The 16,225-nt window shown below is 35.3% G+C and carries 9 protein-coding genes and 2 tRNA genes; 4 read left to right on the top strand and 7 right to left on the bottom strand.

Annotated elements, in window-relative coordinates:
• Positions 1 to 59 precede the first annotated feature (59 nt).
• From pheT to FLV_RS09745, 6 genes are all read right to left on the bottom strand, one after another.
• Positions 60 to 2,480 carry a phenylalanine--tRNA ligase subunit beta gene (pheT, locus tag FLV_RS09770; protein WP_243233331.1) on the bottom strand — a complete coding sequence of 807 codons (2,421 nt, stop codon included), beginning with the start codon at positions 2,478 to 2,480 and terminating at the stop codon, positions 60 to 62.
• Between the two features lie 181 nt (positions 2,481 to 2,661).
• A complete protein-coding gene (locus tag FLV_RS09765) occupies positions 2,662 to 3,525 on the bottom strand; it encodes a bestrophin family protein (protein WP_243233329.1) in 864 nt (287 codons plus the stop codon).
• A 26-nt stretch (positions 3,526 to 3,551) separates the two neighbouring features.
• Positions 3,552 to 4,862, bottom strand: a complete 1,311-nt coding sequence (locus FLV_RS09760; RefSeq protein ID WP_243233327.1) for a TolC family protein — start codon at positions 4,860 to 4,862, stop codon at positions 3,552 to 3,554.
• A 150-nt stretch (positions 4,863 to 5,012) separates the two neighbouring features.
• Entirely contained in the window at positions 5,013 to 8,108 is a 3,096-nt protein-coding gene (locus FLV_RS09755; protein WP_243233325.1) for an efflux RND transporter permease subunit, read from the bottom strand.
• A 73-nt stretch (positions 8,109 to 8,181) separates the two neighbouring features.
• On the bottom strand, positions 8,182 to 9,240 hold the full coding sequence (locus FLV_RS09750) for an efflux RND transporter periplasmic adaptor subunit (protein WP_243233323.1): 1,059 nt from the start codon (positions 9,238 to 9,240) through the stop codon (positions 8,182 to 8,184).
• Between the two features lie 939 nt (positions 9,241 to 10,179).
• Positions 10,180 to 11,970: an ABC transporter ATP-binding protein gene (locus FLV_RS09745; protein ID WP_243233321.1), complete on the bottom strand. Its 1,791-nt coding sequence runs from the start codon at positions 11,968 to 11,970 to the stop codon at positions 10,180 to 10,182.
• 266 nt (positions 11,971 to 12,236) lie between these two features.
• On the opposite strand from FLV_RS09745, the gene FLV_RS09740 reads away from it, so the two are divergent.
• The 3 genes from FLV_RS09740 to FLV_RS09730 all read left to right on the top strand — a co-directional run bounded on the left by FLV_RS09740 (position 12,237) and on the right by FLV_RS09730 (position 13,364).
• A tRNA-Val gene (locus FLV_RS09740) sits at positions 12,237 to 12,314 on the top strand.
• Positions 12,315 to 12,391: 77 nt separating this feature from the next.
• Positions 12,392 to 12,472, top strand: a tRNA-Tyr gene (locus tag FLV_RS09735).
• Between the two features lie 223 nt (positions 12,473 to 12,695).
• Positions 12,696 to 13,364, top strand: coding sequence for a transposase (locus FLV_RS09730; protein ID WP_243233319.1), 669 nt, complete (start codon positions 12,696 to 12,698; stop codon positions 13,362 to 13,364).
• A gap of 472 nt (positions 13,365 to 13,836) precedes the next feature.
• Here the strand turns inward: FLV_RS09730 and FLV_RS09725 are convergent, their stop codons facing one another.
• Entirely contained in the window at positions 13,837 to 15,462 is a 1,626-nt protein-coding gene (locus FLV_RS09725; RefSeq protein WP_243233318.1) for a hypothetical protein, read from the bottom strand.
• Positions 15,463 to 15,632: 170 nt separating this feature from the next.
• Here FLV_RS09725 and FLV_RS09720 point away from each other — a divergent pair, with 170 nt between their 5' ends.
• Positions 15,633 to 16,028: a helix-turn-helix domain-containing protein gene (locus FLV_RS09720; protein ID WP_243233315.1), complete on the top strand. Its 396-nt coding sequence runs from the start codon at positions 15,633 to 15,635 to the stop codon at positions 16,026 to 16,028.
• The last annotated feature ends 197 nt before the right edge of the window (positions 16,029 to 16,225 follow it).

Raw genomic sequence — 16,225 nt, 5'->3', positions numbered from 1 at the left:
GAGACAAAATATAGATAAAAAAAACACCAGTATTGCTGGTGTTTTTTTGTGTTATTATCTTATCTCAAACTTGCTCCAAGCTGATTTTCAAAAGTCTGTTGGAGTTTTGACATGATTTTATCAATTTGTGTATCTGTCAGTGTCTTTGTATTATCCTGAATTGTAAAACTCAATGCATACGATTTTTTGCCTTCCGGAAGTTTGTCGCCTTCATAAACATCAAACAGATTAACATCTTTCAGAAGAGATTTTTCGGTCTGTTTGGCTAAGTTATAAATGCTTTCGTATGTGGTATTCTGATCAATTAGTAAAGCTAAATCTCTGCGAACTTCAGGGTATTTAGGGATTTCAGAATATTTAATTTTTCCTGTGATTATTTTTAGCACCAAATCCCAATTAAAATCTGCATAATAAACATCTTGTTTTATTCCGAAATGTTTCAAAATGGATTTTTTGACAACTCCCATTTCAACCAAAGTGTCGTTGTTATAGCAAATTGAAGTTCCTTCTGAAAAAATATCAGATTGTACGGGAGCATTCGAAATTTTATCAATTCCTAAACGGTTTAAAATTCCTGTTACATATCCTTTTAATAAAAAGAAATCAGTTGTTTTTTGTGGATTTGTCCAGCTTTCTTTATTTCTGTTTCCGGAAATTAACAAGCTTAAATGTTTGTGTTCTTCATAACCATTTAGATATTTATGGTATGTTTTCCCGAATTCAAACAGTTTTAAATCTGAACTTCTTCGGTTGATGTTGTATGAAATTGCCTCTAAACCTGAGAATAATAAAGACTGACGCATCGTTGATAAATCACTGCTCAACGGATTCAGCATCGTAACATTGTGCTCTTCTTTTAATGCAGTCGACAATTTTGCGTAAGCAGCCGTTGTTAAAGAATTGGCCATCATTTCATGAAAACCTTGCGAGTTTAATTGTGATGCAATTACATTTTGTACTTTATAGTCTTCAGTTCTTGGCGAATTTGAAACTGTTGCATTAAATTTTTTAGAGAAGTCAATGTTGTTGTATCCGTAAACTCTCAAAATCTCTTCTATGACATCTATTTCACGCTGAACATCAACTCTATATGCCGGAATGGTTAATCCTAAGCCGGAGTCAGAAACACTATTGACTTTAATATCTAAAGAAACTAATATTTTTTTAATCGTATCTTTAGGTATCTGCTGTCCGATGATTTTATAGACATGGCTGAAATTCAATAAAACAGAAAAATCTTCTACTTTTTTAGGGTAAACTTCGATTACATCTGATGTTATTTTTCCTCCTGCTACTTCCTGAATTAAGAGCGCTGCGCGTTTTAGTGCGTATTCAGTAATAGTAGGGTCAATTCCTCTTTCAAATCTAAATGAAGCGTCTGTATTGAGTTGATGTCTTTTGGCTGTTTTACGTACGCTAACAGCATCAAAATAGGCACTTTCTAAAAATATAGAAGTAGTTCCTTCAGATACACCTGATTTTTTTCCGCCAAAAACACCTGCAATACAAAGCGGTCCTTTTTCGTCGCAAATCATTAAATCTTCTTTGTGTAATGTTCTTTCAACATCATCCAGAGTAGTAAATTTAGTGCCTTCAGGAAGTGTTTTTACAATTACTTTTCCGTTTATTTTTGCCGCATCAAATGCATGTAAAGGCTGTCCTAATTCATGTAAAACATAATTGGTAACGTCTACAATATTATTTTTTGGTGTTAATCCAATCGCTTTTAAACGGTCTTTCAGCCAAAGAGGAGATTCTTCTACCGTAATACCTGAAATTGTTACACCGCAATATCTTGGCGCCAAAAGAGGCTCTTCGACACTTACATCAATTTTTAAAGTACGCATATCAACTCTGAAGTTGCTTACTGAAGGTGTAATCAATTCAACATTAACTCCGCGCTGCAGCATTCCTGCTCTTAAATCACGCGCAGTTCCGTAATGACTCATGGCGTCAGCACGATTTGGAGTTAATCCAATTTCGAAAACTTCATCATTTGCTATTTTGAAAACTTCTGAAGCCGGAGTTCCGGGAACCAGGGCATCATCTAAAACCATGATTCCGTCATGACCTGTACCAAGACCTAATTCATCTTCGGCGCAAATCATTCCGTGACTTTCCTGACCACGAATTTTACCTTTTTTAATAGTAAATTCGGCTCCTTCTTTATCATACAAAATGGTTCCAATAGTGGCAACGGGTACTTTTTGACCTGCAGCAACATTTGCAGCACCACAAACAACCTGTATAGGAGCTTCTAAACCAATGTTTAAGGTTGTAACTTTTAATCTGTCTGCATCGGGATGTTTTTCGCAGGTAAGTACGTGTCCTACAACAACTCCTTCTAAACCACCTTTTACTGATTGGTATTTTTCGACAATTTCGACTTCCAAACCTAAATCTGTTAGTAATTCAGATGTTTGTTCGGATGTCCAGTCTGTTTTAATGAATTGTTTTAACCAGTTGTAAGATATTTTCATGTTAATTTCAGTGTTCTTGAATAAGGGTACAAATATAAGGATTGATTGCGGGAGTTGGAAACTATTTTTTTGTTTTTTGTCTTAAAAATAGACCGTTAAAGGGAATGATAATTAATGAAAAATAGTTTTATTTCTCATAATTAACTTAAAATGAAATTGTAATTGAGTATGTTTTGGTTTCTTAAATTAGTTCTTCAACATGTTTTTTGATGTTTTCGGCTATTTTTTGTGTCGGCAGGTCATTTGCATCAGTGCCAAACGGATCCTCAATTTCTTCTGCAATTAACTCTAAACTTGCTAAAACATAAAATATAATAACTACAACAGGGATTACGAAATATCCTAATGTAAAAACATATCCAAATGGGAGTGTAAGCACATATACAAAAATAAATTTTTTGATAAAAGCACTGTACGAATAAGGAATAGGGGTGTTTTTTATTCTTTCGCAGGCACCACAGATGTCTGTAAATGAGGTTAGTTCTGTGTTTAGTGTAATAAGCTGTTCGCCGGAAATTTTGTTTGTTGAATAAAGATCCTGAATTTTTTGAAAAATAATTTTAGCAATCTGATTTGGTCTGTGTTTGTGATGATCAATTTCTAAATCAACGTCATCAAAAAGTTGTTTTCCTGTTTCTTCATCTTTTAAGTGTTTATTTAAAATGGAAGCATACCCGGGAATTATTTTTCTAAAAAAGGCTTTATCTTTTTCTTCAGTTAAAATGACAGAAAGTTTTAGGGCTAAATTGCGGCTGCTGTTGACTAAACCACCCCACATTTTGCGTCCTTCCCACCATCGGTCATAGGCTGTATTGGTTCTGTATGCAAGTAATAATGATATCACAAAACCTAGCATACTATGCATTACAGAAATATTTTTAACATGACTGCTTTCCGGTAATTCCCAATATTCAATTTCAAGATAGGCAATTCCGGCACTGTAAATTCCAATAAAAAACATTACAGGAATTAATTTTCGAAATGTATCGGCTTTGCTGAAATGAAAAATAAAACTAAACCAGTCTTTTGGGTTGTATGAGGTCATTTAAAAATGTTTTCAGCAAAATTAAGTTAAAAACTGATATTTCCTGCTAATTCTTTTAAGGCAATTTCAGATAATTTTGCCTGATATTGAGCGTTGCTGTAACGCACTTTTGCATTGACATAATTGAGTTGAGCAGTTCTGAATTCTAATGTTGTTATAGTTCCAATTCTGAATTTATCCAAAGTAATTGAAAGATTTTGTTTCGCTATTTCTTCATTATCATCTTCCAGTCCTATAAGTTCAATATTAGTCAAATAGGTTTGAAAAGCAGTACTTAACTGGGTATTTAAAACCATATTTTGCTGTTCAATTGCAATTTGAGAATTTTCGATTTGCAATTTTGCTACTTTTTCATTTCGATGCTGATTAAAACCATCGAATATGTTAAGGATAGCATTAAAACCATAATTTAAACCTCTGGACGAAGCCTCGCTTGTAAAACCTAAGCTGGACTGACTTTCTGCAAAATTATATCCTGATGTTAAGTTGATGACAGGATATCGATCTGCTTTTACTTGTTTCAACTGCAATTCGGCAATTCGTTTATTGATGATCTGAGCTTCTAATGCGGGGTTTTGTTTTTGTGCTAAATCCAATAAATCGGCAAAAATTAATTTATCATCAACAGTCACTAAATCAGTTACTCTAAAGTCATTTTTTGGATCACGCGCTAAATATTGATTCAGTAAAATTTTAGAGTTGGCATACGATTCTTTTTGGCGTAATAAAGCGACCTGATCTGAATTCAAATCAACCTGGGCATTTAATACCTCCAGTTTGGAAGCCTTACCAATTGTAAAACGGTTTTTTGCCAAATCTAATCTTTGGTTTGAAATAACAATTGTGGTATCCAGGGCAGCCAATTGTTGTTGTTGCTGTACTAGATCATAATAAGCAGAATTGACCTGGGCAATTTTTATTAAAATGGTTCTTTTAAGTTCTGTATCTCCTAATTTTTGAAGCTCTTTTAATTGGTCTAATTTGGCAAACATTTTCATTCCGTCAAAAACGGTCCAGCCAAGACTTACACCGTAGTTTAAGCTGTTGTTTTTGGCATTATCCAGGGAGGTTGAAGTTCCATCCTGACGTGTTTGAGAGGAGTTGGTAATGCTGTTGTTGTCTGTTACAGAAGCTGTAGCTGTTGGCAGCATACCGGCGTTTCCAATTGTTACATTGGTTTCGTTTATTTTTGAATTGTTTTTGGCAATTTTAATTTCGAAATTATTTTCTAAAGCTATTTTCATTGCTTCTTCAATAGTCAGGATTTCTTGTGCGCTGGTTTTCACCATGCAAATGAAGAATAAAATGAAACTACGGATTAGTATTTTAGTATTCATATTTTGTTGTTTTTTACGACCAATTTTAATTGATAATTTTACCACAAATTATCACAAATTTATTTTTTGAAATTTGCTTCGTCCGTTATTATTTGAGATGTAAATTCCACTTTAATCTGTGTAAATTCGTGTAATTTGTGGGTGAAAAAATTATTTACTTGCTTTTTCGTATTCGTCAATATGATCAAATTCAGGATAATGTTTTCTGGCTTTTGACCACATCAAATAAATAGCAGGAATTACAAAAAGCGTCAGAGCCAGAGAGAAAATGGTTCCTCCAACAATTACAACTCCCATTCCAATTCTACTGGTAGAAGCTGCTCCAAGCGACATTGCAATTGGCAAAGCTCCTAATGCAATGGCTAAACTTGTCATTAAAATAGGACGCAAACGTGCTTCTGAAGCTTCTAAAATAGCTTCTAATTTTGGTTTTCCCTGTTCATGCAACTGATTCGCAAATTCTACAATCAAAATACCATTTTTGGTTACCAGTCCAATAAGCATAACGGTACCAATCTGGCTAAAGATATTCCATGTCTGGTTAAATAGCCATAAGGAGAACAAGGCTCCGGCAACCGCCATTGGTACAGTTAAAATGATAATTAAAGGATCAATAAAACTTTCAAATTGCGCAGCTAAAATTAGAAATATCAGCAACAATGCCAATCCGAATGCAAAGGAAGTATTGGAACTGCTTTCGACAAAATCCCGGGATTCTCCGCTTAAATCAGTCGTAAAACTGTCATCCAAAACTTTTGCCTTAATTTCATCCATAGCCTTAATTCCGTCACCCATACTTTTGCCCGGCGCAAGACCTGCAGAAACCGTAGCCGACATATATCTGTTATTGTGATACAATTGTGGCGGATTGCTTTGTTCTTCAACCTTTACAACGTTGTCCATCTGAATCAGTTGACCTTTGTTGTTTTTGACAAATATAGAAGTCAAATCTAATGGTTTCGAACGGTCTTTTTGGTCAAATTGTCCAATAACCTGATACTGTTTTCCATTTTTAATGAAATATCCAAAACGCTGTCCGCTTAATGAAAGCTGCAGCGTCTGGGCGATATCAATAATTGAAATTCCTAAACTTTCTGCTTTTTCACGGTCAATGGTTACATTGATTTCAGGTTTGTTGAATTTTAAATTCACATCGGTAATAGAAAAAACATCGCTTTTGCCTACTTCCTCCATAAATAATGGAATTTTTTCTCTTAGTTTTTCAAAGTTTGGAGCCTGAATAATATACTGAATTGGTAAACCACCACGCCTGTTTACAGCAATTGTAGGCTGCTGCGTTACGGATGTTTTGGCATTTGGATATTGTTTGGTCCATTTGGTTAATTTATCGGCAATGTCTTTTTGAGAAGCTTCTCTTTCGTTAATATCTTTTAAAGTAAGCCTGACAAATCCGCTATTAACTGAAGCAGAGCTAAATCCGGGTGAGGATATAACCAAGCTTACTTTTTTCTCCGGAATAGAGTCGTCTACCAATTTTGAAATCTCCTGCATAAAGCGATCGGTGTATTCGTAAGATGAGCCTTCAGGAGTAGACATACGCATTACGATTGAACTACGGTCGTCATAAGGAGCGGTTTCTTTTGGGAGTATGGTAAAGAACAAATAAATGATTCCGAAACAAGCAATCAGAATAGGAAAACTAATCCATTTTTTATCCATGAAACGTTTCAAAGAATCGGCATATCCACTATTTAATTTTTCGAAAAACGGCTCCGTTTTTACATAGAATTTAGATTTTTTCTGTTCGCCGCCTTTCATCAGATAAGCATTTAACATTGGGGTTAAAGTCAGGGAAACAAAGGCAGAAATTAATACCGCAGCACCAATGACAACACCAAATTCCCTAAATAGTCTTCCTACGAAACCTTCTAAGAAAATCACAGGTAAAAATACTGATGCCAGGGTTACAGAAATCGAAATTACAGCATAGAAAATTTCGTTAGAACCTTTAATCGCCGCTTCAATAGGCGACATGCCTTCTTCGACTTTTTTAAAGATATTTTCAGTAACTACAATTCCGTCATCAACCACTAAACCTGTAGCTAAAACAATAGCTAAAAGCGTTAATACATTAATCGAAAAGCCAAAAAGCCACATGATAAAAAACGTAGCAATCAACGAAACCGGAATATCGATTAAGGGTCTGAAAGCGATAGCCCAATCCCTAAAAAATAAATATATGATAATGATTACCAGCAGAATCGAGATTCCTAAAGTTTCAACCACTTCAAGTACTGATTTTTTTACAAATGCAGTATTGTCTAAAGCAATATTTAGTTTAATGTCTTTAGGTAAATCTTTTTGTAAAGCTTCGTATTTTTTGTAAAACTCCTTAGAAATATCCAAATAATTGGCTCCCGGCATTGGTACAATGGCTAAACCAATCATTGGCAGACCCGATTGTGTTAGTTGTGTTTCAGGGTTTTCAGGGCCTAATTCAGCTTTTCCAATATCACTCAAATGTACAATTTTGTCTCCGTCTGTACGAATAATAATATTATTGAATTCTTCTGCCTTTGATAAATTACCAATAGTTTTTACAGTCAATTCGGTATTGTTTCCTGTTAGTTTTCCTGATGGCAGTTCTACATTTTGTGCATTTAATGCAGCACGAACTTCAGCAACTGTACAGCCATAGGCAGCCAATTTTGCCGGGTCAATCCACAAACGCATGGCGTAGCGTTTTTGTCCCCAAATTTGCACGCCACTCACACCCGGAATCGTTTCTAATCGCTGAGAAATTACATTTTCGGCATAATCACTCAATTCCAACGAACTTCGGGTATCACTTTGAACGGTCATCGAAATGATAGATTCGCTGTCAGCATCTGCTTTAGAGACTACAGGCGGTGCATCAATATCCTGAGGTAAATCCCTGACAGCTCTCGAAACCTTGTCCCGAACATCGTTTGCAGCTTCTTCTAAATTTTTGTCTAAATTAAATTCGATCGTAATATTGCTGCTTCCCTGATTGCTTGAGGAAGTGATGTTTCGAATACCATCAATAGCATTTACGGCTTTTTCGAGCGGTTCAGTAATTTGCGATTCAATAATATCCGAATTGGCTCCGGTATAATTGGTTCTGATTGAAACCTGCGCCGGATCAATCGAAGGAAATTCCCGAACACCCAGAAAAGTGTAACCAAGGAAACCGAATAAAATAATCAAAAGATTCAGTACAATGGTTAAAACAGGCCTTTTTATACTTGTGGTTGATAAACTCATAATGAGATTTTAGATTTTAGCCTTTAAAATTAGATTTCTAAATTTTTGACTTTTTGACTTTTGACTTTAAGACTTATTTTACTTTAATTTTTATCGGAGAATCGTTTTTTAACGACATTACACCACTTGTAATTAAGGTATCACCCGCTTTTAATCCTGATAAAATCAAAATCGAAGCATCGGTTCTGGTAGTGGCATCAACGATAACTTCTTTGGCTTTACCATTGTTCGAAATAAAAACTTTCTTTCCATCCTGAATTGGTACAATTGCTTCAGAAGGAATTACAATTGCATCGTTAATAATATTTAAAGGTAACTTTACATCGGCAAATGTTCCGGGAAAAAGTTTTCCGTCAATATTATCTGCAATAGCACGAATTTTTAAAGTACGTGTTGCTACTTCTACTTCCGGTTCAATAGCATATATTTTTGCCTTATAAATTTTATCCGATCCAGAAACTGTAAAGTCAATAACAGAACCTGATGTTACCTGAGAAGCATATTTTTCAGGAATCGAAAATGTGATTTTTAGTTTAGTTGTATTTACCAGTTTTGCCACTAAAACTGCAGGCGTAATATATGAACCCGGAGAAATAGAACGCAAACCAATTTTTCCTGAAAACGGAGCTCTCACAGAAGTTTTGGCAATTTGGGCTTTAATTAACTGAGTCTGGGCTTTCATCGAAGCATAATCTGCATTGGCAACATCAAATTCTTCCTGACTGATAGCTTCTTTTTGTAATAATAATTTAGCTCTTCTTTCATTTTCTCCAGCTAAACCTTCTTTTGTCTGAGCTTGTCTTAGTTGTGCTCTTAACTCAATGTCATTTACCTTAAAAAGGATCTGGCCTTTGTTTACATTACTTCCTTCGGTAAAGTAAATACCCTCGACAATTCCTGAAACTTCACTGTGAATTTCTATTTGTTCATTGGCTTCAATAGATCCTGACAATGATAAATTATTATCAAAAGTAGAGGTTTTAACCACAATCCCGGTTACAGCTGTAGGTTTGTCTTTATCGCCAAATTTTTTAGACTCTTCTTTTTTATTTTTGTTGGATATTACTCTATAAGTGATAAATCCTCCGAGTACTATAATAATAAGGGCGTAAATTAGGTGTTTTACTTTCATAAAATTAAGGTAAAATGTTTTAGGTATTGAATTAGTAATTGCACAAAATTAGCTTTTTGGTGCGAATACAAAACGACTTAATGGTTATTTAACAATTGTATGTACAACTGTTTTTTAGCCTGACAAGGTTAGACATTTGTTTTGAAGAAAGGTTTAATTCTAATGTTATTTTTTTAAATAATTTTCAGGAGCTAATCCTGCTCTTCACTATATCTGTTGTTGCGAACCCCGCAACAACAGGATGCCGTTACGATCAGGGCTAGAACTTTAGGGGTAAAAAGATAGTTTTGTTATCCTAAAAAGGTTTTAAAATCTGTTAGGTGTAAGTGTTAAAAACGTCAGTTCGAGTGTTTTTTGTGTAGAGTAACGGAGCAAAAAATGTATCGAGAACCGTTTTTAATAATATTTTTTCTGTTCTCGATACAATCCCGATGAAAAATCGGGATCACTACCTATGACGTTTTTATTAAAAAATAGTTCTCGATACAAATTTTCTGAAAAAGCTATTGCATTTTCAGAAAATTCACTCGAACTGGCGAGAGCTTGCAACGTCATCTTATATTGCTTTTTTTTCTAAAAAAATTAAACCTCGAACTGACAAAAATCATCATCAAAAACGAATTAGATCCAACAGGTTTTATTTAGTTAAAATACAATGTTTTAACCCGTTGGGTGAAATTGATTAAAAAGATTGATTTGATTATAAAAGTATAAAAATTAGGATTGAAACATCATTTATAACTTAAGGAATTGATGTCATCCTGAGTCCATTCGGCTTCGCTCAGGATAAACTTAGTCGAAGGCTTGTGAATTAGGAAAGGGCTTCGACTCCGCTCAGCCGGACAATATTTTATTAAACAAATATCAGACAAGCTTAAAAAAAAATGCAATAAAACGTTATAGTCTTATTGCATTTAAATTATCGATTTTCAAACTTTTTTAAGAATTGCTAAATTGAAGATTGCTCAGGTTTTTATAAATTCCGTTTTCGAGATTTATCAATTCCTGATGTGTTCCTTCTTCGGTAATTTTTCCGTTATCCAGAACTAAGATTTTATCAGCATTTCTAATGGTTGACAAACGATGTGCAATAATAATACTGGTTCTTCCTTCCATTAAAACTTCTAAAGCTTCCTGGACCAGTTTTTCGCTTTCACTGTCTAACGAAGAAGTTGCTTCATCCAAAATTAAAATACTCGGATTTTTTAATAAAGCTCTTGCAATAGCAATTCGCTGGCGCTGGCCTCCTGATAATTTCACACCGCGCTCTCCCACCAGTGTTTCGAATTTTTCAGGGAAACCTTCCACAAAATTCAATGCATTGGCTTGTTTTGCAGCCAGCATTATTTCTTCATCAGAAGCGTCCGGTTTTCCGTAGGCGATATTTTCTCTGATGGTTCCGCCAAATAAAATCACATCCTGAGGAACTATACTCATGTTTCCGCGAAGGTTTTCTAAATCGTAATCATAAATACTTTTTCCGTCTACTAAAATCTCTCCCGATGTAATATCGTAAAAACGCAATAATAAGGAAGAAATAGTCGATTTTCCGGCACCACTCGGGCCAACAAGTGCAATTTTTTGCCCAAATTCTGCTGTAAAGTTTACATTTTTAAGGACTTCAACTTCCTTACGGGATGGATAACTAAACGCTACATTTTTGAAAGCGACATTTCCTTTTATTTTTTCTACAGCTAAAGTCTTCGGATTTGCCTTGATGGCTTCCGGAGTTTCTTCCAGTAATTCAAAAACACGTTCTGTGGCTCCTACTGCTTTTTGGATCTGGGCGTACATTTCGGCTATTCCGCCAAAAGAGGCACCAATAAAGGTTGTGTACAAAACAAACGAAATCAAATCACCTACACCTTCAACTTCTCCTTTTATTGTTAAGGTAATGCCGTACCAGACAACGGCAACCACACATCCGAAAAGGCATAAAATAATGAAAGAAGCAAAATATCCTCTGTACTGACCGCCTTTGATAGCGATTTTTACAATTTCTTTAATTTTGTTTTTATAACGCTGAATTTCGTACCATTCGTTGGCAAACGCTTTTACATTGCTTATTCCCTGTAAAGTCTCTTCAACAATGACCTGGCTTTCGGCTACTTTGTCCTGCGTTTTTTTTCCGTATTTACGAATGAATCTTCCAAAAATTACGGCAGCAACGGCTACAACCGGAACGATGGCGAGCATCATCAAAGTCAATTTTGGGCTAATGCTTCCTAAGATGATAAAACCGCCAATAATTAAAATAAACTGACGTAAAAACTCAGCGATTGTTGTGGTTAATGTGTCCTGTAATTGTGAAATATCAGCACTGATACGGCTGTTCAGTTCTCCAACACGTTTTTGAGCATAAAAGGACATTGGGAGTTTTACCAGATTTTCATACAAGGCAAAACGAATGTTTGATAGTGAATTTTCAGTGAAATTGACAAAAAGCGAAATTCTGAAAAAAGAGAATATCGCCTGTAAAACCAGAATTCCCATTAAGGCAATGGCAATTTCGTTTGCTTTGTCAAGGTCTTTATTGGTAACACAGTCTACCAGCATTCCCATTAATTTCGGAAAGGCGAGGGCAGTGGCACTGGTTAAGAGTAAAAAAACTAAACCCAGGAAAAATTTCCATTTATGGTTTTTAGCATATTTAAAAATTCGGATTGCTTTTTGAAGGGAGTTAGAGTTTAATTTAGCTTTCGGTAAATCATTTTCCTGAAATCTTGCCATTTGAGTTTACAATTAAGGTATGCAAATGTATGACTATAGCAAGTGAATACAAAAGGAATAATTGAAATTAGCTTTCCGGATTTCGTTTTTTAACTAAACACTAAGATAAGACCCAATTTTATTTTGTTTTTAAGAGGCTGAAAAATAGCTTTCTAAAAGGATTAGCAAATTTTATTTTATATTTTTCATCAAAAAGGCTTGCAAATACAAAATCTAGGTGTATATTTGCACTCGCAATCACGAAATGATAGTAGCCTAATAAAATAGGGCGATTAGCTCAGCTGGTTCAGAGCACCTCGTTTACACCGAGGGGGTCGGGGGTTCGAACCCCTCATCGCCCACCAAGAAACTCCTTAAGAAATTAAGGAGTTTTTTTTACGATTTTCCGAGTGTCGACGATTTTAGATTCACACTCAAATTTGGGGAGATACTCAAGCGGCCAACGAGGGCAGACTGTAAATCTGCTGTGTGAACTTCGCAGGTTCGAATCCTGCTCTCCCCACAAATTACCAAAAACTCCAAAGTCTTGCGATTTTGGAGTTTTTTTATTCCCTGAACTCATGGATTTATTGTTTATGGATTAAGATTTTCTCAGATTGTCTAATCTTTTACTTAATCGTTAAATTTCAATTATTCCTTAAGATATAGTGCTTTAATTTTTATTTGTAAGATAAATTATCATAATATAGTATAATTTATTTATTTTTGTAGACTATCATTTTGAAATGGATAAATACAAGAATAAATATAAAATAGGTTCACACCGATTACGGAATTGGGATTATTCTTCAAATGCCTTGTATTTTCTTACCATTGTGACCCAAAACAGGGAATGCATTTTGGGAGATATTGTCGCTGGAGAAATTAAATTATCCGAAATGGGCAAAATTGTGCAAAATGAATTTTTGAAATCATTTGAAATTCGCAATGAATTGTTTTTGCACGAATGTATCATTATGCCCAATCATTTGCATATGATTGTGGAAATCTGTCATCCTGAAAATGAATCAAACGACCTGATTGATAACGTAAAATCGCACGGACACAATGTGGAATCGCATGGGGATAACGTACAACCGTACGGGTACGGCGTAGAACCGCACGGCCGTGCGGTTTTACAATGGCAATCGATAAAACCGAATCGTCCTGTACGATTACCCAAATCCATTTCATCGTTTATTGCCGGATTTAAATCGGCGGTAAACACCAAAATTGATGATTATATTGATGAACATCATTTACCAATACCAAAATACAATAAACAAAATCATTTTTTTCAGCCCAATTACCACGATCATATTGTCAGAAATGATTTTGAATATCAAAGAATAGCGTATTATATTATACAAAATCCGACTGTGTGGGAAAATGACAAATTAAACCATAAGAAATGATTGAGTAATCCGAACAAATTTTAGAAGAAACAACATGTTTCCTAATTACAAATTTAGTTATAAATATTCCTTTATTGCTGCTGAAAAAGCATTACCGGCAAACGTTAAAATACAATCAGAAAAGCACATTTTTTTTCATGCATTATTCATGCACTATCTATGCTTTATCCATGCTTTATCTATGACTTTGCTATATGGTGTGACTCGTCCTAAAATAACTATACAGATTATTAAATAAATCCTGTTTTAGCTATACACCTGTAATTCTTAATCCTAAACTTACTATACAACTGTTTTTTCATGGTTAAATTTTTTATTATAATTCTTCCATCGCTTCTTCAAGTTCTCTATTTCCAGGCAAGAACGTAAGCTTTTTAAGGGCAAAAGATTGAATATACTTATCGAAGGCTTTTTGGTTTCATGAGCCTTCGACTTCGCTCAGGATGACAATTGTTCTGCTTTGCCTCAGAGTTTATTCCTCTTCTTCGTCTTTGTCAGAGTATATTAATTTGCCTTCAATGACCAGATGGTGTAATTCGAAGATTAGTTTTTCGACGATGAGGTTCATTTGAACGACCTGTTCTTTGTCGAGTTTTGACAGCCTGTGGTGGAGGATCATGTGTTTGTCTATATAAGAGAAAACGTCTGTAGGGAATTGTTCGAGCAGGTAATGGTGTTTTCTTATGTTGGAGTCTGCGTAGCTGCACAGCTGCCATAAGGACTGAGCGGACAGGTAATTGGGCAGGTAATATGTTTTGACGAAAATATAGGTCCTGCAAAACGACAGAAAAAACAATGCAAACAGGTAGTCTAAACCCTGGTAGTTTTGTTTGGGATTGTTGGCTATTGCAAAAAATTGGAAAGCCACATTTTTGGCTGCCTTATAGTAAAAATATAAATCGGCGTGAGAGGGTTCGAAGGGTACTTCCCAATGCAAATCTGGGTGGTAGGGGGCAGACGACCAGATGAGGTTCTGGTTTTGAATAGTACGGGAAAAGAAATGCTGATAGAGATACAGATTTTTCTGGATCCAGTAACGGCTGTGGCTTAACAATACAAAATCGTATTGGTCTCCCAATTTGCTTTTGAGGGAGTGGGTTAGGGCTCTTACTTTTTCGTTGCCAACGGTATCAGCAATAAGCAGTAGGTAATAGGTTGTTTTTTCGCCCCAGATGATTTGATGAAAGGCATAAATTTGCTCCACTTCTACCGAATTTAGGATGCTTTCGATGGCGGTGTCAAGGATGCTGTCTTTTGGTTTGTTATCGATTTGACCGGGAAGGTTTTGTTTTTTGGACGATTCTTTTTTGATTCTTTTTTTTAATTCGGCAAAGCGTTCTGTGATCAGGCGAAGGAGATTTTGTTCGGTGATTTCAACTGCCTGATACATTTCGTCTTTGTAGATCTCATCACCCTCTGAGGCTGCTTGTTTTGCTTTTTCAAAAAGAGCTGTCAGGAAATATTGGTTTCGGTTGGTTTGGACGAAGTATTTTTGAATTTCGGGAATGCATGCGGTTAGGTTCCGGATTCTTTCGTCGAGGCTTAGGGTGTTGCAAGTGTTTCCGGTATAGAGTTTTTCTAAACATTCGATGTTGTATTCCAGCAGTCTGGCATAGGAGGTAAAGACACTGTTTGAAGCTCCTTCTGCCATGAGGTTTTTAATCTGCCATTTCTGAAGTTCGTGATCGTGGTAGAAATTGTTTTGATAGGCATTCAATTTCTTCTTGTATTTTTTCCATTCTCCTGTACTGAAAACAGCTTCTTCTAACGCTTCATTTTGATAGATCACAGCAGCAGGACGACAGTAAAACGCAGTGAAAGGTGCTCCTAAAGCATACTGACGATGTAGTTTTGAAGAATAGATAAAACAGACATTGATTTGATACTGGGTCTTCACTTTGGCTACCCATTTGCTCTGCCGAAGCTCCTGGGCAGAGGTGTTTTTTTCGGTATGGATGATGAGTTGTGAAAACAGGGGCGAAGGCTCTCCGGTAAAAAATACCTGAACGATGCTGTGCTGACTGACCAACTGGCGCAGGATGTTTTTTATATATTCGTTTTGGAGTTTTGGAAATGAAAGTTTTGCTGCGGTTTTCATAATTTTGATTTTTAAATTGATACTTGTCTGAAAAAGTGTATTTTTGTTTAAGACACAGCAAGTAAGCAATACATTGTACCGTACTGAACTAATGTGAATTGTATCTTACCAATGCGACTTGTGTTTTACCAAACCCTGTTTTTTAAAAGATTTTTAAATACCTTTGACTTATGAGCACAGTAACAAAACCAAAACATATTGGAAGAAATATAAGCCGAATAAGAGAGCTTAGAGGTATGAAACAAGAAGCACTGGCTAACGCCATAGGAGTGAGCCAGCAGTCTGTTTCTAATATTGAAGGAAGTGAGATTGTTGATGAAGAAAAATTAACTGCAATTGCGGAAGTTTTAGGTGTATCTACCGAGGCAATTAAGAATTATAGTGATGAGACTGTATTAAATGTTATCAATAATACTTTTACGAGTAATGATAATTCCACAATTAATGGAATTAATGTTCAGCCTAATTTTAATCCACTAGACAAAGTTGTGGAACTTTATGAAAGATTGGTTCAGGCTGAGAAGGATAAGGTTGAATATTTGGAGAAATTATTGAAAGGGAAATAAACTTATAAGATATATTAATTTTAAAAAGAGAGACTGTCATAGTTTCTCTTTTTTTATGGAGCTATTTCCCGCTTTCGGCTATATTTTTTTATCCACGAAAATCCCGCAAAAAGGCACCGCCTTTATCTGGGCTATGGGCACTTAGTTTTATGAAAAGTATAGATGTTTTCTTTCGTTTTTATGGTTCTTAATAAACA

The organism is Flavobacterium pectinovorum (assembly GCF_022802975.1).
GTDB lineage: Bacteria > Bacteroidota > Bacteroidia > Flavobacteriales > Flavobacteriaceae > Flavobacterium > Flavobacterium pectinovorum_B.
This window is presented reverse-complemented; position numbering and strand designations above follow the sequence as displayed.